Source organism: Shewanella sp. SG41-3 (assembly GCF_014164545.1).
GTDB classification, from domain to species: Bacteria; Pseudomonadota; Gammaproteobacteria; order Enterobacterales; family Shewanellaceae; genus Shewanella; species Shewanella vesiculosa.
On record NZ_JACJFJ010000004.1, the window covers coordinates 53,291 to 78,819 of the forward strand.

Here is a 25,529-nt window from a genome sequence, read left to right on the forward strand (position 1 = left end):
ATAATATTCATCGCACGCTAAACCCTAAACGGAATTATATAATGAAAAAATGGTTATTAACTGTCGCTATTGCAGCCAGCTTTGGCGCGTCGGCAGATGAAGGGATGTGGCAGCCACATCAACTTCCCGCAATGGCTGATGAGCTTAAAGCAAAAGGCTTAGAGATCAGCGCTGATTCAATTTCTAAATTGACTGAGTTTCCAATGAATGCCGTGATCAGCCTTGGTGGTTGTACCGCTTCATTTGTATCGCCTAAGGGCTTAGTGGTCACCAACCACCACTGTGCTTATGGCGCAATTCAGTACAATTCAACTCCTGAAACAAACTTGCTTAAAGATGGCTTCTTAGCAAAAACCTATGCCGAAGAATTACCTGCTACACCGGGGTCTCGTATTTTCGTTACCGAAGCCGTAACTAAGGTAACCGATAAAATTACCGCTGGCCAAATGGATAAAGTAGGCAATGACTTTTATAAGGGTATTGAGCTACAAGAAAAAACCTTAGTTGCTGAATGTGAAAAAGAAGATGGTTACCGTTGCCAAGTTTATAGTTTCCATGGTGGCCTAGAATATTATTTGGTTAAACAGTTAGAAATACGCGATGTGCGTTTAGCCTACAACCCAGCCGCGAGCGTGGGTAAATACGGTGGCGATATCGATAACTGGATGTGGCCACGTCATACCGGTGACTTTTCGTTTTATCGTGCTTACGTATCAAAAGATGGTAAGCCTGCTGATTTCAGTAAAGATAACGTTCCCTATGAGCCAAAAAGCTTTTTAAAAGTATCAGCTAAAGGCGTTAGTGATGGCGATTTCGTCATGGTTGCGGGCTACCCTGGCCGTACAAATCGATATCGCACTGCAGATGAAGTTAAAAATCAATTTGGCTGGGCTTATCCGCAAGGTAAAGAGCTGCAAGAAAGCATGATTGATATCATCAAACAGACTGCAGCAGAGGGCAGCGATGAGCGAATTAAATACGAAAGCTTAATTGCTGGCTTAGCAAATTATGCTAAAAACTTTACCTCTATGATTGAGTTTTATGGTAAATCATCCATGCTTGCTGAGCGCGTAAAAGTTGAAACTGATTTAGCTAACTGGATTAACCAAGACAAAAAACGCCAGCAACAATATGGCGAAACCTTATCAAGCTTAGAAAAACTGGTCGCTAAGAGCCAACAAGATCAGCAGCGTGATATGTTGCTAGGCTATATTGGTTACACCACTATGGTGACCACTGCGCGTAATTTATATCGCTTAGCCCATGAAAAAACCTTAGCGGATATGGAACGTGAACCAGGTTACCAAGACCGCGATATGACTAACTTTACCTCAAGCATGGAGCGAATTGATCGCCGTTATGCAGCCAGTGTAGATAAAGCACTTCTTGCAGACTTACTTACCCGCTATGCGGCACTACCTGCAAAACAACGTTTAGCATCGTTAGACAAAGCCTTTGGTATTAGCGATAAGTTTGACGCTAAAGCATTGGCCAAAACACTCGACAATATGTACGCCAATACCAAGCTAAATGACAAAGCGACTCGCTTAGCATGGATGAATAAATCGGTTGCAGACTTTACCGCCTCAAATGACCCATTCATTCAGTTTGCGGTACAAACCTTTGACGCCGATATGGCGCGAGAAAAACAGCAAAAGCAGTTAGAAGGTCAATTAATGAAAGTGCGTCCACAGTATATGGATGCGATCATTGCCTATAACCGCGAGCAAGGTAAACCTGTGTATGCTGATGCGAACTCAAGCCTACGTGTGACTGTCGGCAATGTGAAAGGTTACTCGCCACAGGATGGATTAGTTGCGGTGCCGTTTACGCGTTTAGAAGGTATTTTGGCTAAAGACACGGGTATAGATCCATTTGATGCGCCAGCTAAAGAGCTTGAGCTAATTAAGCAAAAACAATACGGCGACTATTATGTTAAAGCGATTGACTCTGTGCCGGTTAATTTCTTGTCAACCTTAGACACTACTGGCGGTAATTCAGGTTCTCCGACCTTAAATGGCCGCGCCGAATTGGTCGGTTTACTGTTTGACGGCGTGTACGAGAGTATCATTGGTGACTGGGGATATGATCCACAAACCAACCGTTCAATCCAAGTAGATAGTCGTTATATGCTTTGGGTCATGCAGTATTTAGATAATGCTGACAACTTATTAGCTGAAATGGACATTGTTAAATAATGACCATTTCACCCTATGCTCAGTTTACTGAGCGTTGAAGACTCAATAACTCTGCGGCCGTTAATGGCCGCATTGTTTTTTCTGCTAGATCATCAAGACACACATCCAGTAACTGGGTGCGAATTAAATCTATTACCTTATAGCCTAGTGCCTGACACATACGGCGTATTTGTCGATTTAGCCCTTGGGTTAAGACTATGTTAAATCTGTCTTCATCCGCTGCAGGGCTCAATGCTCTAATATCACAAGGTCGTGTGTGCACATCGCCATATTGCACCCCTTGAGCCATCATCAGTAAAAATTCTGGCTTAATAGGTTTATTCACTTGAACAACATAGGTCTTCGGATGATAAAAATCAGGATGCATTAATGCTTGAGTTAATTGACCATCATTGGTGAGTAATAATAATCCGCGAGAATCTTTATCCAAACGCCCAGCGGGATATAACCTTGGCGATTCGGGCAACACATGCAGTAAGCTATGGGGATCATCGGCTAATAAGCGGCAATCAATCCCAACAGGTTTATGATAGATAAAATACTGTTTGGGTTGCACCGGCAAAATCGGTTGGCCATCAACCAAAACCGTTACCGCTTCAGACAGTTTGACTCGATCGCTATGCTGGGCTAATTGATGATTAACGCTCACTCGGCCACTGTCAATCAGTCGTGCGGCTTGGCGTCTTGAAGCCACACCACACACAGCTAAATAGTGGCTTAGTCGCATTGATGTCATAAACGATGCTCAAGTAATAATACTCAGTAATAAACGGGATTAGATTAATTTATACAGGTTATTTTGTTGCGTTCTAATGGTTTTTAGCAAGCTTAATCCTAAGCAAACACACCATAAAATATTTGCCTGGGTTAATGACCACATGGTTAAGGACACCACACAATATTGAGGAAAATCGGCTGAACACTCGCTAAAATCAAGCTGACTCCAATCAAGCAGCATCAGCAATACAAAGCCACTACATAAGGAAATAATGCTCAAGGTAAGCATTCGTTTGGTCATCGTGCTGCCTGGTTTGAAATAATCCACTAAGCAAATACTGTGCAATACCAGAGAGCTGAGTAAATAAAGCGTCGACACCTTGCGATGTAACTCTAAAAAGTTAATCGGAAATACACCCATTAATACAATACTGATCCCCACCACACCACCAAGAACAGCGATATAACGGCTGATTAAATCAGGGAAAATATTAAACACAGCGACCATCGCCAGTAAGAAACATGAACCACTGGCTAGCAGTGATAAATTAAACACCACAGCAAACGATGAATTCATATAGTTTCCAAGGGCGTCAGGGCGGATCATTAACATCTCTATGCTGATGCTATCCACTTTAGCAATGAGCGCACTTGCGACACCAAAAGAGCCGATAACTGCCGCCGCCAATGACATAAATACAATCACTAGATGTAAATCATAATTACGGACTCTACTTGTCACTGTTCGATACTTATACAAAAAATGGGTGCGGGATATTAACGCGTAAAGTACAAAAGTAAAAGCCGATAATCAATAGCCCCATAAAACAATGCCCAATCGTTTAAGATTGGGCATTGTCGACTCCATAGCTGACGTTTACTTGCTTGAGCCAATGAAACCAGTGGATTATTGAGCGTATAGCCGATTAGACTCGTTTACGAAAAATCACGATAATCACAGCAATAACGGCCAAAATCATACAGTACCAAGCATTAGAAACTGCCACTAATGGACTAATGGTAAACACCGAGGCAATTAATAATGCTTGGGCACCATGGGGGATTAATCCCTGAATGATACAGGCAAAAATATCTAAGATACTCGCCGCGCGTTTTGGCGAAACGCCATGTTTTTCAGCAAGCTCTTTAGCAATATCACCCGTTACCACAATCGACACGGTATTGTTAGCCACGCAAGTGTTCGTCGCGGCAACAATAGCAGCCATTCCTAGCTCTGCCGCTCGGCTTGATGCTTCACCATTAGCTTTAGAAAAACGACGGATTAAGGCTTCAATTTGGTTACTGACAAAGATTAATCCACCTTGTTGCTGCATTAATGCCGCTAAGCCACCCACTAGCATCGACAGAATAAAAATTTCCTGCATATTAGTAAAGCCAGTGTAAATATCATTACCAAATTGGATAACACTATAATCAGAGCTCAGCACGCCTGTCACGCCGGCTAATACTATTCCGAGGGACAAGACGACAAATACGTTTAACCCGGCCACAGCCAACACCAGAATGGTTAAATACGGTAATACTTTTAAGATTTCAATGTCCTGAGCTGCAATATCTGCTTGGCCCTGACCAACAAATGAAAAAGCAATCAAGGTGAGGATCGACGCTGGGATCGAAAACACTAAATTCTCTCGGAACTTGTCTTTCATTTCACAACCTTGAGTACGCGTTGCCGCAATCGTGGTATCAGAAATAATCGATAAATTGTCACCAAATAATGCGCCCGACATGACTGCCCCCGCCATTAAGGCATAATCAATTTGCGCTTGATCAGCCACGCCTAATGCCACAGGAGCAACCGCAGCAATCGTGCCCATCGATGTGCCCATCGAGGTTGCAATAAAAGCGGCAATAACGAAAAAGCCCGGTAGCAATAGATTAGATGGAATAAACGATAAGCCAAGTGCAACAGTAGCATCAACACCACCAGTGGCTTTAGCCACTGCAGCAAAAGCCCCCGCTAATAAATAAATTAAACACATAGCAATAATATTGCTGTGGCCAATCCCTTCAATAAAGGTTTCTATCGCATTATTGATGCGCTGTTTTGATAACAATATTGCCAATACAATGGCAGGTAAAATAGCAATCACACTGGGTAATTGGTAGAACGCATAATCAATACCCTGACTTTGAAAATATAAGCCAGCGCCAATGAATAATCCTAAAAACAAAAATAATGGTAATAATGCCACAAACGATGCGGGGCTATTTGGCTCCGTGGTGGCTGATGAAGTAGCTTTAGTCAAAGTGATCTCTCTTTATCTTAACGAATTGGGATTGTCGGATGAGAAAAGCGAGTACGACTCAATCTCGGTCATCGGTGATTATTTAACAACACAGTGAATGCTGCTAAATATTGCAGTCGCATCATAACAAGTTGTGCCAAGAATAAGAGAACTCTTCACCACTGTCAATCTAGACGTCTAGACTTCTTTGCTTCCGGAGCGTTTTTTATTCTAAACCTCAAAAAATGCTACAAATATTTTACATAAACATAATCAATTTATCGATTAATCGCTATTTTTACAGCAAAAAATTGATTTACGTTAATATTGCCCTTTGGCTGATTTGTTATTGTGAAAGTTCTCACTGAACGATTAATTGACCTATTCCATGACTGTAAATCATCAAGTTACCGGCTAGCGATAACAGCCGCGACTTCATCATCATAGGTGAAATATGCAGCACAAACCCGATAGGATCAGCGCGATGAAGCAACTCATTGCCCAAGTAAAACAGACTTTTCCATTAGATTCAGCTGATATCTTTCGTTGTGGTCCAGCCAATACCTGTGTTGGTTGCCCAAAAAAACTATTGGAGCTTGTTGATGCGGAACTCACCTACTGGGAATCAGCGATTAACCAAGGCATAACGCCTTCATTTGGTGATATCAGTCGCTTTGGTAAATTGTGTAGCAATGTCAGTCGTGGTTTAAAACGCAATAATATTCCAATCCAAGAGTAAATAACCGCAAACAAGTTAACAAAACCCGAGGCGGCATAATAACAAAAAGCCCACGAGAAGTGGGCTTAGTCAACTTGAGTAACTCACTCCGTTATTCGTCAGTATCACCTAATGATAATAACGTCGCATTGCCGCCAATTGCGGTAATGTTATTGGTACGAGTTTTTTCAGTTACAAAACGGGTTAAGTAATGTGGACCACCAGCTTTAGGGCCTGTACCCGATAATCCTTGACCACCAAATGGCTGCACACCAACAACGGCGCCAATTTGGTTGCGGTTAATATACACATTACCCACATTGACTTTATCAGCAAGGTTTAACGCATGGCCTTCGTTACGGCTATGGATCCCCAAGGTTAAGCCAAATCCGGTACTATTGATTTCATCAATCACTTTGCCTAAATCAGCCGCTTTATAACGGATAACATGCAAAATCGGTCCAAAATGCTCTTTTTCAAGCATTTTTATCGAATTGATTTCAACCGCTGTCGGCGCAACAAAATGGCCCTTTTCAGTACCAGCAGGTAACTCAAGTTTATTTATCAACTTACCTACTTGGCTAATATGATCAATATGAGCATCCAAGTTAGCTTTGGCCGTCGCGTCAATCACTGGGCCTACGTCTGTTTTCACAGAACTTGGGTTGCCAATGACTAACTGCTCCATCGCACCTTTCATCACTTCAATGACGCGATCGGCAATATCTTCTTGCAAAAACAATACTCGTAATGCCGAACAACGCTGACCTGCACTGGTAAATGATGACGATACAACATCATTTACCACTTGCTCTGGTTGTGAGGTTGAATCAACTACCATGGCATTTTGACCGCCAGTTTCAGCAATCAATGGAATAATTGCACCATCGCGATTAGCCAAGGTACGGTTAATCAATTTAGCCGTGCCAGTGGAACCAGTAAAACACACACCGCCAATACGTTCATCAGCAGTGATTGCAGAACCAACCACAGCGCCAGTTCCTGGAAGGAATTGCAACACTTCGGTAGGAATACCGGCTTGATGTGCCAGTTGCACTGCGCGATAACCGATTAAACAGGTTTGCTCTGCAGGCTTGGCAATAACCGTATTACCTGCAGCAAGGGCTGCAGAGACTTGGCCTAAGAAAATAGCGAGTGGGAAGTTCCATGGGCTGATACACACAAAAATCCCGCGACCTTGTAAAAACAGTTCGTTTAACTCACCTGTTGGGCCTGGAAGCAATTCTGGCTGGGCCATCATTTTCTTAGCTTGGACAGCGTAGTAACGACAAAAATCGACGGCTTCGCGAACTTCATCAATACCGTCTTGAATACTCTTACCCGCTTCACGAGTACATAACACAATCAGTTCTTCGCGATTTTCTTCGAGTAAATCGGCCAACTTTTGCAGTGCATTGGCACGCGTTTCAACCGCAGTACGAGCCCAACCACCAAAAGCAGCATCAGCACTCGCAATGGCTTGCTCAATGGCATTAGCATCAGCAAAAGCAACAGTACCTACCGTTAATGAGGTGTCGTATGGGCTGACCACAGTTTGCAGTTCGCCGGTTAAGGTTTTGCCATTGACCAGCGGGCCTGCGGTCCACTGGGTATCGCTAAATGTGTCTAGTGCAGCAAAAAATGGCTCTGACTCAGAAATAATGTTCATGTTTAATCCTTTAGAGTTTTTACGTTCTGCACCAAAAATATCAGCTGGTTGAACAATTTTACGATTCGCTAAGCTCTTGTAGCCCAATAATGTCACCAGTGGATGAACCACTAAACTCTCAATTGGCGTATTAGGGTCAACAAGTTTATGCACAAATGAGGTATTGGCACCATTTTCTAGTAAGCGACGGACTAAATACGGCAGTAAATCTTTATGAGCGCCAATGGGGGCATAAATACGCACAGCCTTAGCACCGCTTTCAGCTAACATAGTGTCGTATAGCTCTTGGCCCATACCGTGTAAACGTTGAAATTCGTATAAGCGATCGCCCGCCATAGCATCAATGCTAGCGACGGTTTGCGCATTATGGGTGGCAAATTGTGGATAAATAGCACCGCGAGTGGCATCAGACAACAAATAGCGTGCACAGGCTAAATAAGACACATCAGTGCCCGCTTTACGGGTGTACAGTGGGTAACCCGCTTCGCCAGCTTGTTGGGCCCATTTAAGCTCGCTATCCCAGTAAGCACCTTTAACCAAGCGAAGTGGAATTTCATCACCTTGATCTTTAGCAAGACGTGTTAACCAACACAACACAGGTAAACAACGCTTAGAATACGCTTGAACCACAATGCCCAGTAACCCCCAACCTTTGGCAGCTTCTGACTGATAAAGTTGCTTAAACAACTTTAACGACAGCTCAAGGCGGTCAACTTCTTCTGCATCAATAGAAATACCGATATTCAAGGCGCGGGCTTGGACAATTAATTTAACTACCGAGTCGTATAGTTCTGTTAATACGCGGTCTTCATTAGCGACTTCATAACGAGGATGCAATGCTGACAATTTAATAGAAATTGTCGGTCTTGGAGCGTTGCCAACGTCATATTGCTGTGCACCTAAATCATCAATAGCGTTGCTATAATCCATAAAGTACTTGAGCGCATCAGTGGCCGTTAACGCAGCTTCACCAAGCATGTCATAACTGTGGGTATAACCTAACTTACGTTTAGCTTCGCTGTTTTTAAGGGCTTCTTTAACATCGCGCCCTAACACAAACTGCTTACCCATGATCTTCATCGCCGCTAGCATAGCTTGACGGATCATTGGCTCACCAACACGATTAACGAGACGTTTGAGTATGTGACTTGGCGAACCATCAGTATTGCGATCTAACTTAACCAGTTTACCGGTTAACATTAAGCCCCATGTTGAGGCGTTAACCAATAACGAACCACTTCGATTAAGATGTTCATCCCACTTGGCACCAGATAACTTGTCTTGAATAAGCGCATCGGCAGTTTCTGCATCAGGAATACGCAACAAGGCTTCTGCCAAGCACATTAAGATAATGCCTTCTTTCGTTTCTAAGCTGTATTGCTGCAAAAATGCATCAATACCAACCATAAGGCCTTTCTTCTCAAACTGACGAACTTTACTGACGAGTTCATGGGCACGGCGTGTGACTTGTTCAATATCTTGTTCAGACGAAGGCACAAGCTTAATTAATTCAGACAGGTATTGATCTTCATCGACAATATAGTTGTTGGTCACTGCAGTAAACAGTTCCTCAAGAGTGGCATTGTCATAGCAACCGCCCAGTACTTCACTCGCTTTGAACATAGTATTCGCTTCCATCTAGGTCAGGTTAAGGATGGTTATTATCGTTATTGAATGGACACTGTATTCACGAATTATTTATTTTGTATACAATGTACGATCTAATTTTCGGCGATTATACATTCAAAATGTGAACTTGGACACTCTAGTTAAATACTTGCTAATGATTGTTTGATTATGTTCACTGAAATGAATGAAAAAAATGTGTTATAGAAACAACAAAAACTAACTAAGCAGTTGTTAAACAATCATTAAATAAAAATAAACCTAACTAAATATGAATAAATTTTATCGACAAAAAACACCATAAAAAAAGGCCAACGTTTGAATCGTTGGCCTTTTTTAGCAATCAAATTTATCACACAAGTGTTGTCATCTTATCCATGACAATCTGATGATTATTGGAGACATTACATCCAGCGACTTTTTTGACGGCGCTGCGGACGAGGCAAATATACCAATACAATACCGATTAAAGCCCCGATACCTGCTATTAATCCACCTTGTTGCCACATGTAGTAACGTTGATTATCAGCTACTTGCTTTACTTCTGACTTAGCGACATCCCGCTCTTCAATCGCTTTGGCTAACTCAGCGCTTAACTCAGTCACCTTTGCGTTCGCCAGCGTTAAATACTCTTCGGTACTTTCAGTATTTTGCGTAATATTATTTAATTGCTCATTAGCTTGTTTTAGTTGCGCTTCCATCTCTGGAAAACGTTCACGAAAACTAGGCTGATCGGTTACTAAACTGGTTAATACCCAACCTTCACGACCTTTATGGTCGATAATTTGAGTGAAGTCACCTTGGGTATCACCTAATAAAGTAATAGGTTGGCCCGCTTCAACACTGCCGATAATACGAAATTCAGTACCCGGTCCACCGTGGATATAGGTAAACACATCATCAGAAATGAAGCGCGTTGGCCCTTGGGCTGCAAATACGCCATTTGGCGCCAGTAAAAATATAAGAATTGAAAGTACTCTTAACACGGTATTTATCCAAACTCAGAAAACTTATCGTCATGCTATTTATTAAATGCTCTGAATGCAAGAAGGAAGTCATACGACTTCCTTCTTAAATACATTCAGCATTCACATTTTTGCTAATACTGCATGGCGTCTTCGTTATATTAACTAAAGATATTTTTAATAATAAAGAAGAACACAATAGACAGCGCTGCACCTGCTGGCAGGGTAATAACCCAAGACACCACGATGTTACGCACCACACCAATATTGATGGCTGCGATACCACGAGCCATACCCACACCCAACACGGCACCCACTAAAGTTTGCGTTGTTGAAATAGGTAAGCCAGTACCAGAAGCAATCACAACCGTCGATGCTGCCGCTAATTCAGCAGCAAAACCACGACTTGGAGTTAAATGAGTAATATTTTTACCTATGGTTTGCATTACACGTTGACCAAAAATCGCCAAGCCCATAACAATACCAACAGCACCCAGTGGTAAAATCCACCATGCTAGAACGGCTTTAGCACCAATAACGCCGCCACTTTCAACCACAGAAACAACCGCAGCTAAAGGACCAATCGCATTGGCAACATCGTTAGAACCATGAGCAAATGCCATACAACATGCAGTCACTACCATTAAAATAGCGAACACTTTTTCAACATTACCATACTGGGTTTTTAGGTCAGCTTTGTCGCTCATTTTTAAACGACTAATCGCCATTTTACCTAGAAAACCGACTAATGCAGCAACAGCTGTTGCTAGCACATACGCTTCAATTGTTGAAAAGTTTATCCCTACATGCGACAAGCCTTTAGTGATAGTCACAAGTGACATCACAAAACCTGCAAGGGCCATGTAAAAAGGCACATAACGCTTAGCACTCGCTAACGGATCATCGGTGTTAAAAATCAGCTTTTGTACACTTTGGAAAATAATAAAAGCAATAAAACCCGAAATGGCCGGTGTCACAACCCAAGAGCCAACGATACCGACAACTTTACCCCATTCAACAGCATCAGCACTGACGCCTACCGCGGCGAAACCGACAATAGCACCAATAATTGAGTGAGTTGTCGATACAGGCCAGCCTAACGCTGACGCTACGACTAACCAAATACCCGCAGCAAGTAATGAGGCAATCATGCCGTATACCAATAATTCAGGTACATCAGTAAAATAACTTGCGTCGATAATACCTTTTCGAATTGTACTCGTGACTTCACCACCGGCTAAAAAAGCACCGGCGAACTCAAAGATCATTGCAATAATGATCGCTTGTTTAATAGTAATGGCATTAGAACCTACAGAGGTTCCCATTGCATTGGCTACGTCGTTTGCACCAATACCCCATGCCATCAAAAATCCAAATGCCGCCGCTATCATAATGAGCATAGGGCCGTTGGTGACTAATACATCAACCATGTTGTTTCCTTGATAACCTTTGTGATTAGTTACGAGCTAGCATTAGCTCTAGGCGGGAACCGACACGCTCAGCAATATCTGCTAAACCTCCTACCCATTCGATAATTTTATACATGAACATCACATCGATAGGATTCAATTCAGATTCTAATGCATATAACTGACGACGCACTTGAATTTGTAAATCATCTGAATCTTCTTCGATAAGATCTAATTCATTAATCATTTTGGCAACTAACTCAACTTCACGACCACGGAAACCGGTTTCGAGTAAGTCATCGAGCTCGTTAATAGCACGTTTTGCAAGCGATACTGCATCTAAACAACGTTTTAGATAAGCGCCAAAGGCAGCTTGCATTGGCTGAGGAAGGACTAATTCACGACCGATAATACGGCCAGAGATATCTTTTGCTTTGTTAGCGATTTTGTCCTGTTGAGTTAATAACTCAAGCAAGTCGGTACGCTCAACAGGCATGAACAATCCACCAGGAAGTGTTAGGCGAATTTCACGTTTAAGTGAGTCAGCATCTTTTTCCAACAAACTAATTTGTTTGCGTATCTTTACCGCTTCATCCCAGTCACCTGAGTTGGTTGCGTCAAAGAAAGGAACAAGAAGTGATGCACACTCATGTACTTTGTCGATATGCTGTTCTAAAGGCTTAAGAGGTGATTTTGCAAACACACCTAAAATAGAGTTTACTGGCATTGCCGTTTACCTATTTAATAAATTCCAGTTTGGAAAAAGCGGGCGCATGTTAACCCAAGCGTCCACATAATGAAACTGTGTTTTTTAATTTCGTACAACAGTTTCTCTGTTATCGTTGCTTAGTATATATGATGCGAGCAACGCTATCCTAAGAGATTTTTATTACAGCAATGTGACATTATGAAGATAACATGACGCATTAGTGAATATTTAATGACAAGGCAAATATAAAGTCAATGGACGCAGAAATAGAGTTAAAACTATTCATTCAATCACAACACCATGATTTTTTGAAAAAAATATTGAATGAATATCCAAATTCAACCCCACAAGGGCAGAAGAAACTCACCAACGGATATTTTGATACCGACGATTTACAACTGCGTCGTTGGGATATGGGCTTACGAGTAAGAGGGTTTGACAACCAACTCGAACAGACTATAAAAACAGCAGGCAGAGTGGTAGGAGGGATCCATTCTCGTCCTGAATATAATGTCAGCATAAATCAAAAAATGCCGGTTCTGTCACTTTTTCCAGCAGAAATATGGCCAGTAGGAAATGATCTCGACAGTGTATCAAGATCACTAAAATGCATTTTTGAAACTAATTTTGAACGCCAAACTTGGCATATCTATCTCAATGACACTTTGATTGAAGTTGCTTTAGATGTGGGTGAGATTATTGCGCAACATAAAATTGACCCCATTTGCGAACTCGAATTCGAATTACTTGCTGGTGATACTTCAGCCTTAATCCAATTGGCACGTGAAGTGGCTAAGTCAGTTCCCTTTCGTCTTGGCAAAGCCAGTAAAGCTCAGCGTGGCTATCAACTCGCGGGTAAGTCAAAACCTTTCTCAATCGAATCGATTGATCACGTCTGTTTGCCAAAAAACAATAATGTCCCCCAAGCCTTAAGCGCCATATTAGAAACAGCCCTAGAGCGCTGGCAACTTATTGAAAATATATTAGTAACTGTCACTAATGATGTGGAGCGACAGTCAGTATTGTGGGGGGAATTACGCCGCTGCGTGCGCTTACTCAGACTCACCTTAAATCAATTTGGATTACTGGATCAGCACATTAGTCCATTATTTGATCACCTTGAACGTGCGCTAGAATTTGTGGGTCCATTGCAAAGCTGTTGTTTATTGCTGCAAGATGATGCCAATATGCTTGCCAATATCAGCAATAAAGCTGTTGTTTGCCAGCAACTCGAAAACCATATTAACGCAATTTCAACCCAGCTAGCCTCGATATGGCAACACGCCGAGTATGGCCAATTACAATTAGCGCTAGTCGATTTGTTATTAACCACTGAAAATGGTCAACATCAATTCAGTCAAGAGCCAGAATTAGACCTATTTGCCAACAAATTGCAGCAAGCCTCATGGAAACGTATTGGCAAATTAATGCCTATAACATCAGCAATGAGCAGCGAAGACTATCAAGATGTGGCAGATGCTCTTGATGAAAGCATCTTAGTGGGATTTGCTTATGGCGAAATATACCCAGCGAAAAAACGCGAGGCATTTCGCTTGCCTTGGCAAGACTTAGCATTAGGAATTAGTACTCTGTCTGCATACAAAATATTAAGACTGCTTAGTGAGCTACATCAACTTGATATTGACACCTGGCTAGACAATAAAGAAACCAGTTTATTGTTTGCAATGGAGCAGTCACGTAAAAGCGCCTTAAAAGTACCTATCTACTGGTAAACTAAAACCTTATAACAACGGCTAACATCAATCATCGATTAAGCATTATTGATGATTGAAGATTGATGATTGATGAAATAGGCCAAAATTCAAGTCAGAACCCATTCAACAAAAAAAGCCAAAATATTCATTTTGGCTTTAGTAGTAAACAGATTAATGACCACCATGAAGTTAACTAAATGAGGTTAACTATTCAGCCGGAGGTGTCGGCTCGCGGTATAACTTAAGCAAATAATATGCATCAATGAGTACAATAAAAAAGTTCACTAACGCCACTGGAATTGCGTCTATCGCTAAACCATAAGCCACAAATAGACCAGCACCAATCAAGTTCCACCAGCGAAGTTTTTTAATGTTGGCCATCATCAGCGAAATCGCCACAACGACCGAGGCTAAGTAACCGACCCATTCCCAGATATTGATACTGTCCATGGATTTTCCTTATGGTAATATTCTGCATAACCTCATATGACCACTAACACGCTTAAGCAACAAAATAGATCCGATTTTAGCGCAGTGAATTATGCGGGATGGCTTAATATTTAACTCAATATCTCATCAGCGCAACTCGGGATCATCAAGGCTAATCAAATAATCATCTTCAACCTATTATAGTCTATCGCTCGACCACAGCTGCTGTCATTCTTGAAATACAGCACAGTTGACCCGCGCTATTGTGGATTAATATTTCCCATACAGAACTGCGCTTGCCTATGTGTATTGGTTTTGTTGTTGCGGTTAATTCGCCATTGCGTGATGCTTTTAAATGATTAGCGTTAATTTCTTGGCCAACACAATAGTAGCGGGTAAAGTCGACCACAAAATTAGCTGCATAGCTGGCAACCGTTTCTGCTAACGCTACATTCGCGCCACCATGAACAATGCCTAATGGATTATGCACTGCTGGATTAGCGGGCATAGTCGCAACCATGTAATCATCGCCAATCTCAGTAATTTTAATGCCTAATGTTTGCATTAAGGTGCCCTTTTCATGCATCCCAGCATCTAAACGAGCACAATCTTCTAAAGTAACAGCCTTAAACCAAATACTCATTGTTAACATCCATTATTATCGTTATCAGAAAGCCCAGTGTACTTATTAGCGTAAGCTTTTAAAAGATAACACTATCGAGAAACCTGACCGATAAAATAGGAGCCTAAGCTCCTATTTTAATCACTCTATGAATCCATCAGCATATTAGCTGACTAATTCACTATGACTTTGATAGGTTTGTGCCCAACGTAACAATTCAACTCGGTTGCGAGATTCTGTTTTACGGAAAATAGACGAAATATGTGCTTTAACGGTATGTTCACTAATACACAAACGCTGGGCGATTTCTTTATTGCGAGCACCACTGGAAACAAGCTGAATAATGGTTCTTTCTCGATTGGTTAATCTTTGTAGAATGGCAACGGTATCGGAAGGGATTTCAGCACTGGTATCAAGTTTCTGAACTAAACGTCTAAAGATTTTACTGATCAATGGCCGGTCATACCATAATTCATCTGCCACCATTTTACGTAAACCCGTCAGCATTAAATCCATGCGCTGGTCACTGTACAATAAACCACGAACGCCGAGGAGTAATGCCGCTTCTTGATCGAGCGAGCCACGTTCAACTTGATATAACGCAACAGGAACATGCTCCACTAAACGCGACACCAACAAAGGAATACCTTTGCTGTCTAATGCGGCACCTTTTTGTGAAACAAGATAAAATTTATTGGATTTTTTTTCTAACTCAAGCTCAGCGGCATGTTTGACTATTCGAGTTTTCAACCCGATAGACTCAGCCAAAATAGCTAAATGGCAAGGTGCTGCGATTTGGTGTAAAAACACCAATTCATCGATATTTGAACTCATCACTCTTCTCCCTGAAAAGTATGTTATTGCTCAACATACCTTGAGCACATCCTGAGATTATATACTATACGTAAATGAAGCTGGTTTACTAGCCTTAAGTACTAGGCAAAGCCTATTGTTTACTTTTGTTTCACTCTATTAGCACATTTTTATAAGTGACTATTTATTGAATTTAAAGTGCAAAACTGCTCACTTAACACTGAACCAATCACGGTTAATCGCTTATTGTTAATCAAAGATTACTCTCATCAAAGACCTGTTATATGGCAAGGATAGTCAGTATTTTCTCGTATTTATGGCCATGGCGTAAGTCTAAGGTATGAATAATTAATTTGCCTGATGTTGTATCGCTTTGAACACTAATGTAACCCGGATAAGCAGATACGTTATATTGGCTTAACATCTGTAATTAACCCTAAGCACAGCGAACTAATCGACTTATTGCAATCACTGCACTTAGGTACCTAAATCAGCTAACTCACTTATATCGACTTATTATTAAGGGCCATTTTGGCGGCTATTTGTTTATTATGAAGCGGTGAAAGCAGCAATACACCACAAATACCACCAATTAAGGCTAAGAACATATCTGATTGGGTATCCCAGACATACCCTTGAGTACCTAAAAAGGCTTCAGCATTTTCACCTGAAGCTGCGGCGACCCACCACTCGATTAGCTCGTAAAATGCCGAAAAAGCCAATACAAAACAAACGGCCAAAAACTGGCACCATGCGCCTATTTGCATGACCTGCTTGCGGATAAATATTTCTCGCGCCAATATCACAGGGATAAAACCTTGGGCAAAATGGCCAACTTTATCGTAGTTATTGCGTTCGCTACCCATAACTTGGGCTAACCAGTCAAATAATGGCACTTCGGCATAGGTATAACGCGCACCCACAAATAATACACAGCAATGCACTAAAATAAGGGCATAAGCTAACGTGGTCAGCGGAAAGCTCTTACGACTAAAAAATAAAATAGGTAAGGCAATTAATGCGGGGATAGCCTCTAGCCACCAAGTGAACATATCTTTGGGATTACTGACAGACCAAAACAATACCAATAGGTAGATTGCCATCCAAATCACGCGTTTTTGCATCCTCAATTCCTCATCTGCGATATTGTTCTCAATTAAAGATATTACTTCAGCCATCTAGCCCTCCACAAGCCTTAAAAAAAGTGCTACTTTGGCATTGCGTCGGAAGTCCGCATTTATAGCATAACTATTGGCTAATTCATTAGCATAAGCATCATTTAATGATAAGAGGGTACCCATATCATGGCGAAACACTCGCTTGACAAGGATAAGATCAAAATCCTGCTGTTGGAAGGCGTCCACCAAACTGCGGTTGATGTTCTAGAACGAGCAGGTTATTCCAACATTGAATACCATAAAGCGTCGCTCGGCGAAGAGGCTTTACTTGAATCGATCAAAGATGCTCACTTTGTTGGATTACGTTCCCGTACTCAGCTTACCGCTGAAGTATTGCACCATGCAGAAAAGCTGGTTGCGATTGGCTGTTTTTGTATTGGCACCAATCAAGTCGATTTAGCCGCCGCCGAAAAATTGGGTATCCCGGTATTCAACGCCCCATTCTCTAACACTCGTAGTGTTGCAGAACTAGTCATTGGCGAAATCATCATGCTCATGCGCGGCATTCCACAGCGCAATGCAATGTCGCATCGTGGCGGTTGGTTAAAGAGTGCTAATGGTAGTGTTGAAGTCCGTGGCAAAACCTTAGGTGTAATTGGTTACGGTCATATTGGTACTCAGCTAGGTATTTTGGCTGAAACCCTTGGCATGAGAGTAATTTTCTTTGATATTGAAGACAAATTACCACTGGGTAATGCCTCACAAGTTCACTCTATGGAACAGTTATTGGCCCAAGCTGATGTTGTCAGCCTGCATGTACCTGAAACGCCGCAAACCAAAGACATGTTCGCTAAAGCTGAATTTGCCCAAATGCGTCAAGGCAGTTTCTTTATTAACGCCTCACGCGGTACCGTGGTTGATATTGACGATTTAGCCCAAGCGCTAAAATCGGAGCAGATTGCAGGTGCAGCAATTGACGTGTTCCCGGTAGAGCCAAAATCAAATGATGATGAGTTTGTGTCACCGTTACGTGGTTTAGACAACGTATTACTGACACCACACATTGGCGGCAGTACCGCTGAAGCACAAGAGAATATTGGTATTGAAGTGGCTGGTAAATTAGTGAAATACTCAGATAACGGTTCGACCTTATCGGCAGTTAACTTCCCTGAAGTATCTTTGGCACAGCATAGCGGTACTTCACGCTTATTGCACATTCACCAAAATCGTCCTGGCGTGTTGATCAAAATCAACCAAGCCTTTTCTGAAAAAGGCATTAACATTGCCGCACAGTACTTACAAACCACTGCTGAAATCGGCTATGTGGTAATGGAAGTCGATTCAGATCAAGCTGAAGAAGCATTAGTAGAACTTAAATCAATTGAAGGCACTATTCGTGCTCGAGTATTGTTTTAAGCTTACTTAGAAAGCGATTAGCTTAGGTTAATGAGCTTCTAGAAAGCTATCTTGGTAACAAGGTAGCTTTTTTTATTGGTTTTTAAAACCTTGCCCCCTGTTGAGCATTGTATTATTCCGTTACACTCCAACCATACCGTCTTATTCTCAGCTTAGGGATAGTTATGACCATTTCAGTAAATCAACCCGATTGGGATTTCATCGCCACTTCTCCTGCATTAATGCTATCAAGTTTGACTCACATGGGATTAATTGAAATCACCGGCGAGCAAGGGCGCAGCTTTATTCACGGCCAAGTCACCACTGACATCACTTCACTAGGTGAAAATGAATGGAAATGGGGCGCACATTGTGACCCTAAAGGCAAAATGCTTGCTAGCTTTCGTACGTTTGCAATAGCCGACAGCTTGTTTATGTTACTGCCAAAAAGCGCACTATTGTTAGATTTACCCCACTTACAAAAATACGCGGTATTCAGTAAAGCTGAGTTGGCTAATGTGAGCGATGATTACCACATAATCGGTATTGCTGGCCCAGAAGCACAAGCCTTTGTTACGCAATATTTTGGTGAGGCGTCGCAAGCGCTTAATCTCGTCGACCAAGGGGCGATCATTCGTGATGGCGAACGTTTTATTGCCATTGTAAAACGCGCTACCGCAGAGGCTATCATTAGCCAATCAGGCCAAACATTATTTGATGCCACAGCATGGCAAGCGTTAGAGATAAAAGCTGGTTACCCCAACATAGATGCCGCCCACTCAGGCCAGTACGTAGCGCAAATGTGTAATCTACAAGCCATCAATGGCATCAGCTTTACCAAAGGCTGTTACATGGGCCAAGAAACCATTGCCAGAATGAAATACCGCGGTGGTAATAAGCGTGCGTTGTATATTCTATCTGGCACCAGTAGCCTAAACATCACTACTGACACCCAGTTAGAAATCGCCCTTGAAGACGGTTTTCGCCGGGGAGGCAATATCATTGAATGTGTCCAATATGGCGACAAAGTACTTCTGACGGCTGTACTGCCCAATGATACTGAAAACAATGCTCAACTGCGTATTGCTAACGATGAAAGCTCACAGTTATCCATTATTGAATTACCATATTCATTAGTCGATGCTTAACTAATTCAATGTTTTATTGTCACTAAGCGAGCCATTGGCTCGCTTTTTTTATGTTTAGACATAAACAGATTTTATCGCGTATATTGGTCATCATATGACACAGTCAATGCATTACGTTTATCAAAGCTAATTCGTTATGGAGCAATTATGACAAGCATCGTTACCTTAGAAAATATTAGTAAAGGGTTTCGCGATGGCGAGTCATTTCATCCCGTGTTGCAGCAAGTGAGCCTGACACTGCAACAAGGTCAAACAATTGCATTAACAGGCCCTAGTGGTAGCGGCAAAAGCACTTTACTGAATATCATTGGTGGCTTTGAAACTATCGACAATGGCGACATGTTAATTCGTCAAGGCGATAACATGCTCTCAGTAACACAATGGCAAGATAAGCAATGGAGCCAGTATCGACGTCGGTCGCTTGGAGTGATATTTCAACATTTTAACTTACTGACACCATTAAATGTCCGTGACAATATTCAATTCTCACTGGCGCTCAACCAATTAACTTGGAGCCCTTGGTGTGATGAGTTATGCCATCAACTCGGCTTAACCCCATTACTGGAGCGTAATATTGAAAATCTCTCTGGTGGGCAACAACAACGGGTCGCCATTGCGAGAGCATTAGCTCACAAACCACAATTGATTTTAGCTGATGAGCCGACAGGTAACCTCGATCAACACGCTGGAATGCAGGTAATGCAACTACTCACTGAATTAGCTCAACAAGCAAACTGCTGCATTTTGATGGTTACCCACAGCGAGGAGTGTGCAGCGTTTATGCAACACCGTTGGCATGTTGAAAATCAGCAAATAGTAGTTAACCCTACAAATAAAAAGCTGCAGGGATAGACAATGATGACCGACTCCTCATCAATTAGTCGCTTAAGATTATGTTTGCGCTTATTTGTTAGTCATTATCGTCATGCGCCACTGCAAGCAAGTGCCATTTTACTGGGCATTATGCTGGCAGTGACTTTGCTTATTGGGGTTAATGCCACCAATGAAAATGCTAAACAAAGCTACGGCAATGTCTCCGAGCTACTCAGCCAACAAGCACGCTTATCCATTAGCCACCGCACAGAAAGCAGCATTGATGAGTCGGTATACTTTGCATTGGCTAATGGCGGATTCAACACCATCGCGAGTATTGAAGGTATAGCAACAGATGAACAAGGCCGGCTTTGGCGCGTCAACAGTAGCGATATTATTGCGGCAATCAGCAGCCGCAAACAGCAAAATACTGACTCTCACTCCTCTGCCGCGATAACGTCAACCAATATTCCCCTTGCCGAATTGCTCAGCGGCCAAGCCAAGGTATTAATGTCGCTAAGCCAGCGTGATCGCCTTGACAATCTCAGCCGCAAAACTGACCGCTTAGTACTGAATAAGGTCCCTGTTGAGATCATCGCCATTGATGATAACTGGGGACTTGGAACCGCTATTCTTGCCGATATATCTTTAGCCCAACCGTTACTGAATATGCAGGGAAAGCTCAGTTATATTGCGGTATTTGACTCAAAGCCAGCAGATCCTAATGCAACAGCGCCTGAGTCAGATGAGCAACTCATCGCTCGGTTAACCGACACCCTAACTCAAGCAGGTATTGACACCAGTAAGCTAACTTTCACCACTCGAACCAGTGAAGGTGAATCGCTTACCGCCCTCACGGCGAGTTTTCACCTTAATCTTGATGCCATGAGCATGCTAGCATTTGTGGTCGGATTATTTATTGCTTACAACGGCGTGCGCTACAGTTTAATGAAGCGTCAAAAACTGCTGGTGCAAATCATGCAGCAAGGTATAGATAGGCGTACTGTGATGTTTGCCTTAAGCCTTGAAATAATATGTTTAGTGTTTGTCGGCTGTATATTAGGCTTTATTGGTGGCTTACAGTTGTCGCAGTGGTTGCAACCTATGGTTGCGATAACGCTTGAACAGCTTTATGGCGCAAAGTTATTACCCGGAATTTGGCAATGGCAATGGTTTGTACAAGCATTGATACTAACCTTGTCTGCGGCATTTGCAGCCTGTATCCCAATGCTAATTAGCCTTATCAAAACACCATTAGCCCAAGGGGCCCAAAAACAGCCACAAAACCAACAATTCAATATTATTCATTGGCGCCAATTTGTCATCGCAGTGTTGCTGTTACTCATTTGTACTGTCGGATTTGCCTTTACCGAGCAGTATCGCCATAGCTTGGTATTATTGGGTATTATCTCAGTGGCTATTCCATTGCTATTACCACAATGCCTGCATTGGGCGGTTAACTTACTCAGCCCATTTATGCCTAAAGGACTTTGGCAATATGTGATTGCAGAAACCAAAGAGATAATTGCTCCGCTTGCCTTGGCCATGATGGCTATGTTGTTAGCACTGTGCGCCAACATTGCCATGAACACTTTAGTCGGTAGCTTTGAAATCACCCTAAAAAAATGGCTCGATGCCCGCTTACATGCCGACTTATACATAAGACCTAACCCAAATCAGATAGATGCTTTAATCTTATTATTAAATAACGATCCCAAAGTTGAAGCCATTTATGATCAATGGACTATCGATAGCAATCTTAATCGGATTGAAACACCACAAACACAAGTGCCTATCGATCTAGTCAGTCGCGATCATCTGTCGTTGACAGAAACAACCGTCTTTAAAATCACTGCGGATGACTTTTGGCCTGAGTTCACCCAAGGCCATTATGTGATGATCAGTGAACCCTTATCGATAAAATATCAACTCGATATCGGCGATAAAATTCAGTTATCACAACTTAATCAGCACACATTAACTGTTGGTGGAATTTATTACGATTATGGTAACCCTCAAGGCGAGGCGATTATTACCCAGTCTTTATGGCAACAATCTCAATTACCAGCTAAACCGATTAGTCTAGCAGTATCGTACCAAGGCGATATTACTCCACTACAAGATAGCATTAGCCAGAAAATCAATCTGTCTTCCGCTTATATGTACAGCCAGCAGCGGATAAAAACCGAAGCGATTACCATATTCAATAAAACATTCTCTATTACTGTGGTACTGAATAGTTTGACCTTACTGGTGGCGGCTATCGGCTTATTCAGTGCCTGCATGATGCTAACACAAGCAAGGCAAGCACCATTAGCACGCTTGTATGCCCTAGGTGTTAGCCGCAATCAATTGCGTATAATGGTATTAGTGCAAATGTTATTCATTGTGCTATTGACCTGCTTGGTTGCATTACCCACAGGCGCATTACTGGGTTATTTGTTAATTCACAAGGTGACCTTGCAAGCATTTGGCTGGAGTATTGCTATGGTATGGGATTGGGCGGCTTATTTTCAAGTGGTGGTCATTGCGATAGTGAGTTGTTTATTCGCGGTATGTTTACCCTTGTATTGGCAGACTCGAAGACCACTCATATCGAGCCTACAACAGGAAGCATTATGATCTCTTTTATATCAACTATAGTGCCCAAAGCAGCCTTTAAAATGCCACACAGTATGGCTATATTAACGATTTTTGTAATCGGCCTAGTGTTAACGGCTTGTTCACCAGCACAAGACACCGCAGAAAAAGAGTCAACCATTAGCAGCATGTCATCAACATCTGCTGAAGGCTATAGCGACGTTGTTAAAGGTAAAGTATTACAATTTCCACAAGACCATTTAGCTCACAATGACTTTAAAATTGAGTGGTGGTATTTAACCGCTAACCTCACTACCACAACCGGTGAAGACATTGGCGTACAGTGGACTCAATTTCGCATCGGCCTGAGACCACAGACAAGTACGATTACACTTAAAGAAAATGACTGGATAACTAATCAGCTTTACATGGCCCATGCCGCAGTGACCACCAAAAGTGAACACTTAATCGCCGAAAAATGGTCTCGCGGCCATCCTCAACTTGCAGGTGTGGAGCCACAACCATTTGAGGTTCATTTGCAAAACTGGCAATGGTTAAGTCAATCAGAACAACTATTGCCAGCTACATTAACCGTCGCAGGTGAGCAATTTAAGTATCAATTACAACTCAGTAGTCAACAACCGCTGCAATTACAAGGTGAGCAAGGTTATAGCAGTAAAAGCGCCGATAAAAGTGTGGCATCTTACTACTATAGTCAGCCTTTTATTGACGTCACTGGAGAGATAACCCGCCATGGAGTGACTGAGCAAGTAACTGGTAAAGCCTGGCTTGATCGAGAGTGGAGTTCGCAATTTCTAACGAAGGCTCAGCAAGGTTGGGACTGGTTTTCACTGCGTTTAGATGATGACTCAACGCTAATGATGTTTAGGCTTCGCGGGCAAGATGATACGGATCACTTCTACAGTGGCAGAAGAATGTTTGCCGATGGCAGTGGGCGTAATATCAACAGCCAAGATAATCCCGGTGACATCTCAATGGAGCCAACGCAGTGGCAACAAACTGCATTAGGCAAACACCCTATTGCTTGGCATCTTCGGATTGACAGTGAGGGCATTGATGTCACCACTGACGCATTAAATCCTAACAGTGACATGCTGGTATCAACCTCATATTGGGAAGGACCCATCACCATTAGCGGCAGTCACAAGGGTAAAGGCTATATGGAGTTGACCGGCTATCGCTAATACTGTGAGCATTTATAGCAAAAATAATGTCACTACTATCTGCATAAGTTGTATATCAGTTATCTTGCCATTTGGTTAGCTGCATGGGTCATAAAACCGTAACTGACAATATTGACTAACAATATAGAGCTAATTAAAACAGTAATATTCACATCTGATAGAGTAATACTCTAAGGCCTGATTAAAAAATAAACCCAGCTTAAGCTGGGATTATTGGTTGAGATCTTTGCTGAACAACTTGCTCGTTGTTTACGGCTGTTGCTTTTGATGTCTTCGATGATTCAATCTCATCATGCTCTACTGGCATCGCTGCTTGCCATAATGCGCTAACCCATAAACTTGAAGTAGATTTCATTGTTATTCCTCCGTTTTTGCTAAGGAGTTCAAAGTAATCCTTTAAGGTTCATAGGTAAAATGAATAATTACCATGAAGTGGATTCCATTTAAGCATGAACATCCCAATCAAGAGCTTACAGATTTTTCTCACCATAGTTGAAACCGAAAACTTTACCCGTGCGGCACAAAAGTGCTTTATGACCCAACCGACACTGACCAAAACCATTCAACGTTTAGAGGAAAATATTGGTGAGCAGTTGCTTATAAGAAATAATCAAACAGTAGAATTAACCCAAGCAGGACAATTGTTTGAACAAAGTGCGCGGGAGATTTTGGGTCACTGGCATCGACTTCAAGAAGGGATTAGCAACCTTAGCGGCTTAAAGTCTGGACGATTACGACTTGGAGTCTGCCCGATGATGAGCAGTTTAATCACGCCTTTGTTGACCGAGTATCGACAAAAATACCCCGGAATCGAATTACAAATGAACGAGTATGGCGGATTTGGTTGTGAGCAAGCACTGCTGAACAACAGTCTAGATATTGCCTTCACGGCGCTGCCTACAACGCATAAGATAGAGTTAGCGAACCAAGCGCTAACTAAATACCCTTTACTTGCCTGCTTACCAGAAGGGCACCCTCTGGCTAGCAAAGCGGAAATACGCTGGCAAGACTTTGAATCTTACCCCTTCATTCTTTACAACGAAGATTTTTCATTAGCCAAGTTAATTAATCGTTTAAGCCGTAAAGTTGGTGTACAACTTAATATTGCTTTTAGAACGGGTCAGTGGGATTTTTTAGCGGCAATGGTTGAAGCTAACTTGGGCGTCGCAATTTTACCCGAACCCATTTGCCAACGGCTAACCAGTAGCAAACTGATATTTAAACCAATGCAACCTGCCATGACCTGGGATTTAGCCTTGATATGGCGAGAGAACCTGCCATTAACTCCGCCGGCTCAAGCACTCTTAACCCTCAGTAGAGATGGCCATCAATAATGTGGTAAATGCTGTCAGGGTTTTTATATGCTGTTAACAGCATAAAACAAGCATAAAAAAACCGCTGCCTAGGCAACGGTTTTTATGGGCAAATCGA

General features: G+C 42.2%; 22 protein-coding genes. 9 read left to right on the forward strand and 13 right to left on the reverse strand.

The features are described from left to right. The first annotated feature begins 41 nt into the window (after positions 1-41). On the forward strand, positions 42-2,198 hold the full coding sequence (locus H5164_RS08715; protein WP_182755671.1) for a S46 family peptidase: 2,157 nt from the start codon (positions 42-44) through the stop codon (positions 2,196-2,198). 19 nt (positions 2,199-2,217) lie between these two features. On the opposite strand, the gene H5164_RS08720 is transcribed toward H5164_RS08715, so the two are convergent. The 3 genes from H5164_RS08720 to H5164_RS08730 form a co-directional block, all read right to left on the reverse strand. Further along, the gene (locus tag H5164_RS08720; RefSeq protein WP_182756066.1) at positions 2,218-2,925 is read right to left on the reverse strand and encodes a 23S rRNA pseudouridine(2604) synthase RluF; all 708 of its coding nucleotides are present in this window, start codon (positions 2,923-2,925) and stop codon (positions 2,218-2,220) included. Positions 2,926-2,973: 48 nt separating this feature from the next. After that, a complete protein-coding gene (locus H5164_RS08725) occupies positions 2,974-3,657 on the reverse strand; it encodes a hypothetical protein (protein WP_182755673.1) in 684 nt (227 codons plus the stop codon). A 184-nt stretch (positions 3,658-3,841) separates the two neighbouring features. Then, positions 3,842-5,185, reverse strand: a complete 1,344-nt coding sequence (locus tag H5164_RS08730) for a Na+/H+ antiporter NhaC family protein (RefSeq protein WP_182723405.1) — start codon at positions 5,183-5,185, stop codon at positions 3,842-3,844. Between the two features lie 433 nt (positions 5,186-5,618). Here H5164_RS08730 and H5164_RS08735 point away from each other — a divergent pair, with 433 nt between their 5' ends. Beyond that, on the forward strand, positions 5,619-5,903 hold the full coding sequence (locus H5164_RS08735) for a hypothetical protein (RefSeq protein ID WP_182723404.1): 285 nt from the start codon (positions 5,619-5,621) through the stop codon (positions 5,901-5,903). A 91-nt stretch (positions 5,904-5,994) separates the two neighbouring features. On the opposite strand, the gene putA is transcribed toward H5164_RS08735, so the two are convergent. The 4 genes from putA to H5164_RS08755 form a co-directional block, all read right to left on the reverse strand. Further along, the gene (gene putA, locus H5164_RS08740; protein ID WP_182755675.1) at positions 5,995-9,189 is read right to left on the reverse strand and encodes a bifunctional proline dehydrogenase/L-glutamate gamma-semialdehyde dehydrogenase PutA; all 3,195 of its coding nucleotides are present in this window, start codon (positions 9,187-9,189) and stop codon (positions 5,995-5,997) included. A 392-nt stretch (positions 9,190-9,581) separates the two neighbouring features. Then, a complete protein-coding gene (locus tag H5164_RS08745; protein ID WP_182698597.1) occupies positions 9,582-10,163 on the reverse strand; it encodes a TIGR04211 family SH3 domain-containing protein in 582 nt (193 codons plus the stop codon). A 140-nt stretch (positions 10,164-10,303) separates the two neighbouring features. Further along, complete coding sequence (locus H5164_RS08750; protein WP_182698596.1) at positions 10,304-11,572, reverse strand: inorganic phosphate transporter; 1,269 nt, start codon at positions 11,570-11,572, stop codon at positions 10,304-10,306. Positions 11,573-11,597: 25 nt separating this feature from the next. Continuing rightward, positions 11,598-12,278 carry a TIGR00153 family protein gene (locus H5164_RS08755; RefSeq protein WP_124017333.1) on the reverse strand — a complete coding sequence of 227 codons (681 nt, stop codon included), beginning with the start codon at positions 12,276-12,278 and terminating at the stop codon, positions 11,598-11,600. A gap of 236 nt (positions 12,279-12,514) precedes the next feature. On the opposite strand from H5164_RS08755, the gene H5164_RS08760 reads away from it, so the two are divergent. Further along, positions 12,515-13,993 (forward strand): inorganic triphosphatase, encoded by a 1,479-nt coding sequence (locus H5164_RS08760; RefSeq protein ID WP_182755677.1) that lies wholly within the window; start codon positions 12,515-12,517, stop codon positions 13,991-13,993. A gap of 189 nt (positions 13,994-14,182) precedes the next feature. Here H5164_RS08760 and H5164_RS08765 read toward each other — a convergent pair whose 3' ends face one another. The 5 genes from H5164_RS08765 to H5164_RS08785 form a co-directional block, all read right to left on the reverse strand. Continuing rightward, complete coding sequence (locus H5164_RS08765; protein ID WP_124017331.1) at positions 14,183-14,425, reverse strand: YgjV family protein; 243 nt, start codon at positions 14,423-14,425, stop codon at positions 14,183-14,185. A gap of 184 nt (positions 14,426-14,609) precedes the next feature. Continuing rightward, positions 14,610-15,047, reverse strand: a complete 438-nt coding sequence (locus H5164_RS08770) for a PaaI family thioesterase (RefSeq protein ID WP_124017330.1) — start codon at positions 15,045-15,047, stop codon at positions 14,610-14,612. A gap of 144 nt (positions 15,048-15,191) precedes the next feature. Beyond that, positions 15,192-15,860: a response regulator transcription factor gene (locus H5164_RS08775; protein ID WP_124017329.1), complete on the reverse strand. Its 669-nt coding sequence runs from the start codon at positions 15,858-15,860 to the stop codon at positions 15,192-15,194. A gap of 259 nt (positions 15,861-16,119) precedes the next feature. Next, a complete protein-coding gene (locus H5164_RS08780) occupies positions 16,120-16,263 on the reverse strand; it encodes a hypothetical protein (RefSeq protein ID WP_165870141.1) in 144 nt (47 codons plus the stop codon). A 79-nt stretch (positions 16,264-16,342) separates the two neighbouring features. After that, positions 16,343-16,963: a DUF2238 domain-containing protein gene (locus H5164_RS08785; protein WP_124017387.1), complete on the reverse strand. Its 621-nt coding sequence runs from the start codon at positions 16,961-16,963 to the stop codon at positions 16,343-16,345. A 180-nt stretch (positions 16,964-17,143) separates the two neighbouring features. Between H5164_RS08785 and serA the strand changes: the two genes are divergently transcribed. From serA to H5164_RS08810, 5 genes are all read left to right on the forward strand, one after another. After that, positions 17,144-18,373 (forward strand): phosphoglycerate dehydrogenase, encoded by a 1,230-nt coding sequence (gene serA / locus H5164_RS08790; protein WP_124017328.1) that lies wholly within the window; start codon positions 17,144-17,146, stop codon positions 18,371-18,373. A gap of 164 nt (positions 18,374-18,537) precedes the next feature. Further along, positions 18,538-19,500, forward strand: a complete 963-nt coding sequence (gene ygfZ, locus H5164_RS08795; RefSeq protein WP_182755679.1) for a tRNA-modifying protein YgfZ — start codon at positions 18,538-18,540, stop codon at positions 19,498-19,500. 147 nt (positions 19,501-19,647) lie between these two features. Next, positions 19,648-20,352: an ABC transporter ATP-binding protein gene (locus H5164_RS08800; protein WP_124017326.1), complete on the forward strand. Its 705-nt coding sequence runs from the start codon at positions 19,648-19,650 to the stop codon at positions 20,350-20,352. Between the two features lie 3 nt (positions 20,353-20,355). Beyond that, positions 20,356-22,935, forward strand: coding sequence for an ABC transporter permease (locus H5164_RS08805; protein WP_182755681.1), 2,580 nt, complete (start codon positions 20,356-20,358; stop codon positions 22,933-22,935). After that, a complete protein-coding gene (locus H5164_RS08810; RefSeq protein WP_259396780.1) occupies positions 22,932-24,098 on the forward strand; it encodes a lipocalin-like domain-containing protein in 1,167 nt (388 codons plus the stop codon). The genes H5164_RS08805 and H5164_RS08810 overlap by 4 nt, the downstream gene beginning before the upstream one ends. A gap of 199 nt (positions 24,099-24,297) precedes the next feature. Here H5164_RS08810 and H5164_RS08815 read toward each other — a convergent pair whose 3' ends face one another. Beyond that, entirely contained in the window at positions 24,298-24,453 is a 156-nt protein-coding gene (locus H5164_RS08815; RefSeq protein WP_165870140.1) for a hypothetical protein, read from the reverse strand. A 94-nt stretch (positions 24,454-24,547) separates the two neighbouring features. On the opposite strand from H5164_RS08815, the gene H5164_RS08820 reads away from it, so the two are divergent. After that, a complete protein-coding gene (locus tag H5164_RS08820; RefSeq protein ID WP_124017324.1) occupies positions 24,548-25,432 on the forward strand; it encodes a LysR family transcriptional regulator in 885 nt (294 codons plus the stop codon). The last annotated feature ends 97 nt before the right edge of the window (positions 25,433-25,529 follow it).

Bases quoted from the DNA above. Each gene is read 5' to 3' on its own strand.
- H5164_RS08715 (WP_182755671.1), top strand. From the start codon at position 42: ATGAAAAAATGGTTATTAACTGTCGCTATTGCAGCCAGCTTTGGCGCG.
- H5164_RS08720 (WP_182756066.1), bottom strand. From the start codon at position 2,925: ATGCGACTAAGCCACTATTTAGCTGTGTGTGGTGTGGCTTCAAGACGC.
- H5164_RS08735 (WP_182723404.1), top strand. From the start codon at position 5,619: ATGCAGCACAAACCCGATAGGATCAGCGCGATGAAGCAACTCATTGCC.
- putA (WP_182755675.1), bottom strand. From the start codon at position 9,189: ATGGAAGCGAATACTATGTTCAAAGCGAGTGAAGTACTGGGCGGTTGC.
- H5164_RS08750 (WP_182698596.1), bottom strand. From the start codon at position 11,572: ATGGTTGATGTATTAGTCACCAACGGCCCTATGCTCATTATGATAGCG.
- H5164_RS08755 (WP_124017333.1), bottom strand. From the start codon at position 12,278: ATGCCAGTAAACTCTATTTTAGGTGTGTTTGCAAAATCACCTCTTAAG.
- H5164_RS08760 (WP_182755677.1), top strand. From the start codon at position 12,515: ATGGACGCAGAAATAGAGTTAAAACTATTCATTCAATCACAACACCAT.
- H5164_RS08765 (WP_124017331.1), bottom strand. From the start codon at position 14,425: ATGGACAGTATCAATATCTGGGAATGGGTCGGTTACTTAGCCTCGGTC.
- H5164_RS08770 (WP_124017330.1), bottom strand. From the start codon at position 15,047: ATGAGTATTTGGTTTAAGGCTGTTACTTTAGAAGATTGTGCTCGTTTA.
- H5164_RS08775 (WP_124017329.1), bottom strand. From the start codon at position 15,860: ATGAGTTCAAATATCGATGAATTGGTGTTTTTACACCAAATCGCAGCA.
- H5164_RS08780 (WP_165870141.1), bottom strand. From the start codon at position 16,263: ATGTTAAGCCAATATAACGTATCTGCTTATCCGGGTTACATTAGTGTT.
- H5164_RS08785 (WP_124017387.1), bottom strand. From the start codon at position 16,963: ATGCAAAAACGCGTGATTTGGATGGCAATCTACCTATTGGTATTGTTT.
- serA (WP_124017328.1), top strand. From the start codon at position 17,144: ATGGCGAAACACTCGCTTGACAAGGATAAGATCAAAATCCTGCTGTTG.
- ygfZ (WP_182755679.1), top strand. From the start codon at position 18,538: ATGACCATTTCAGTAAATCAACCCGATTGGGATTTCATCGCCACTTCT.
- H5164_RS08800 (WP_124017326.1), top strand. From the start codon at position 19,648: ATGACAAGCATCGTTACCTTAGAAAATATTAGTAAAGGGTTTCGCGAT.
- H5164_RS08805 (WP_182755681.1), top strand. From the start codon at position 20,356: ATGATGACCGACTCCTCATCAATTAGTCGCTTAAGATTATGTTTGCGC.
- H5164_RS08810 (WP_259396780.1), top strand. From the start codon at position 22,932: ATGATCTCTTTTATATCAACTATAGTGCCCAAAGCAGCCTTTAAAATG.
- H5164_RS08815 (WP_165870140.1), bottom strand. From the start codon at position 24,453: ATGAAATCTACTTCAAGTTTATGGGTTAGCGCATTATGGCAAGCAGCG.
- H5164_RS08820 (WP_124017324.1), top strand. From the start codon at position 24,548: ATGAACATCCCAATCAAGAGCTTACAGATTTTTCTCACCATAGTTGAA.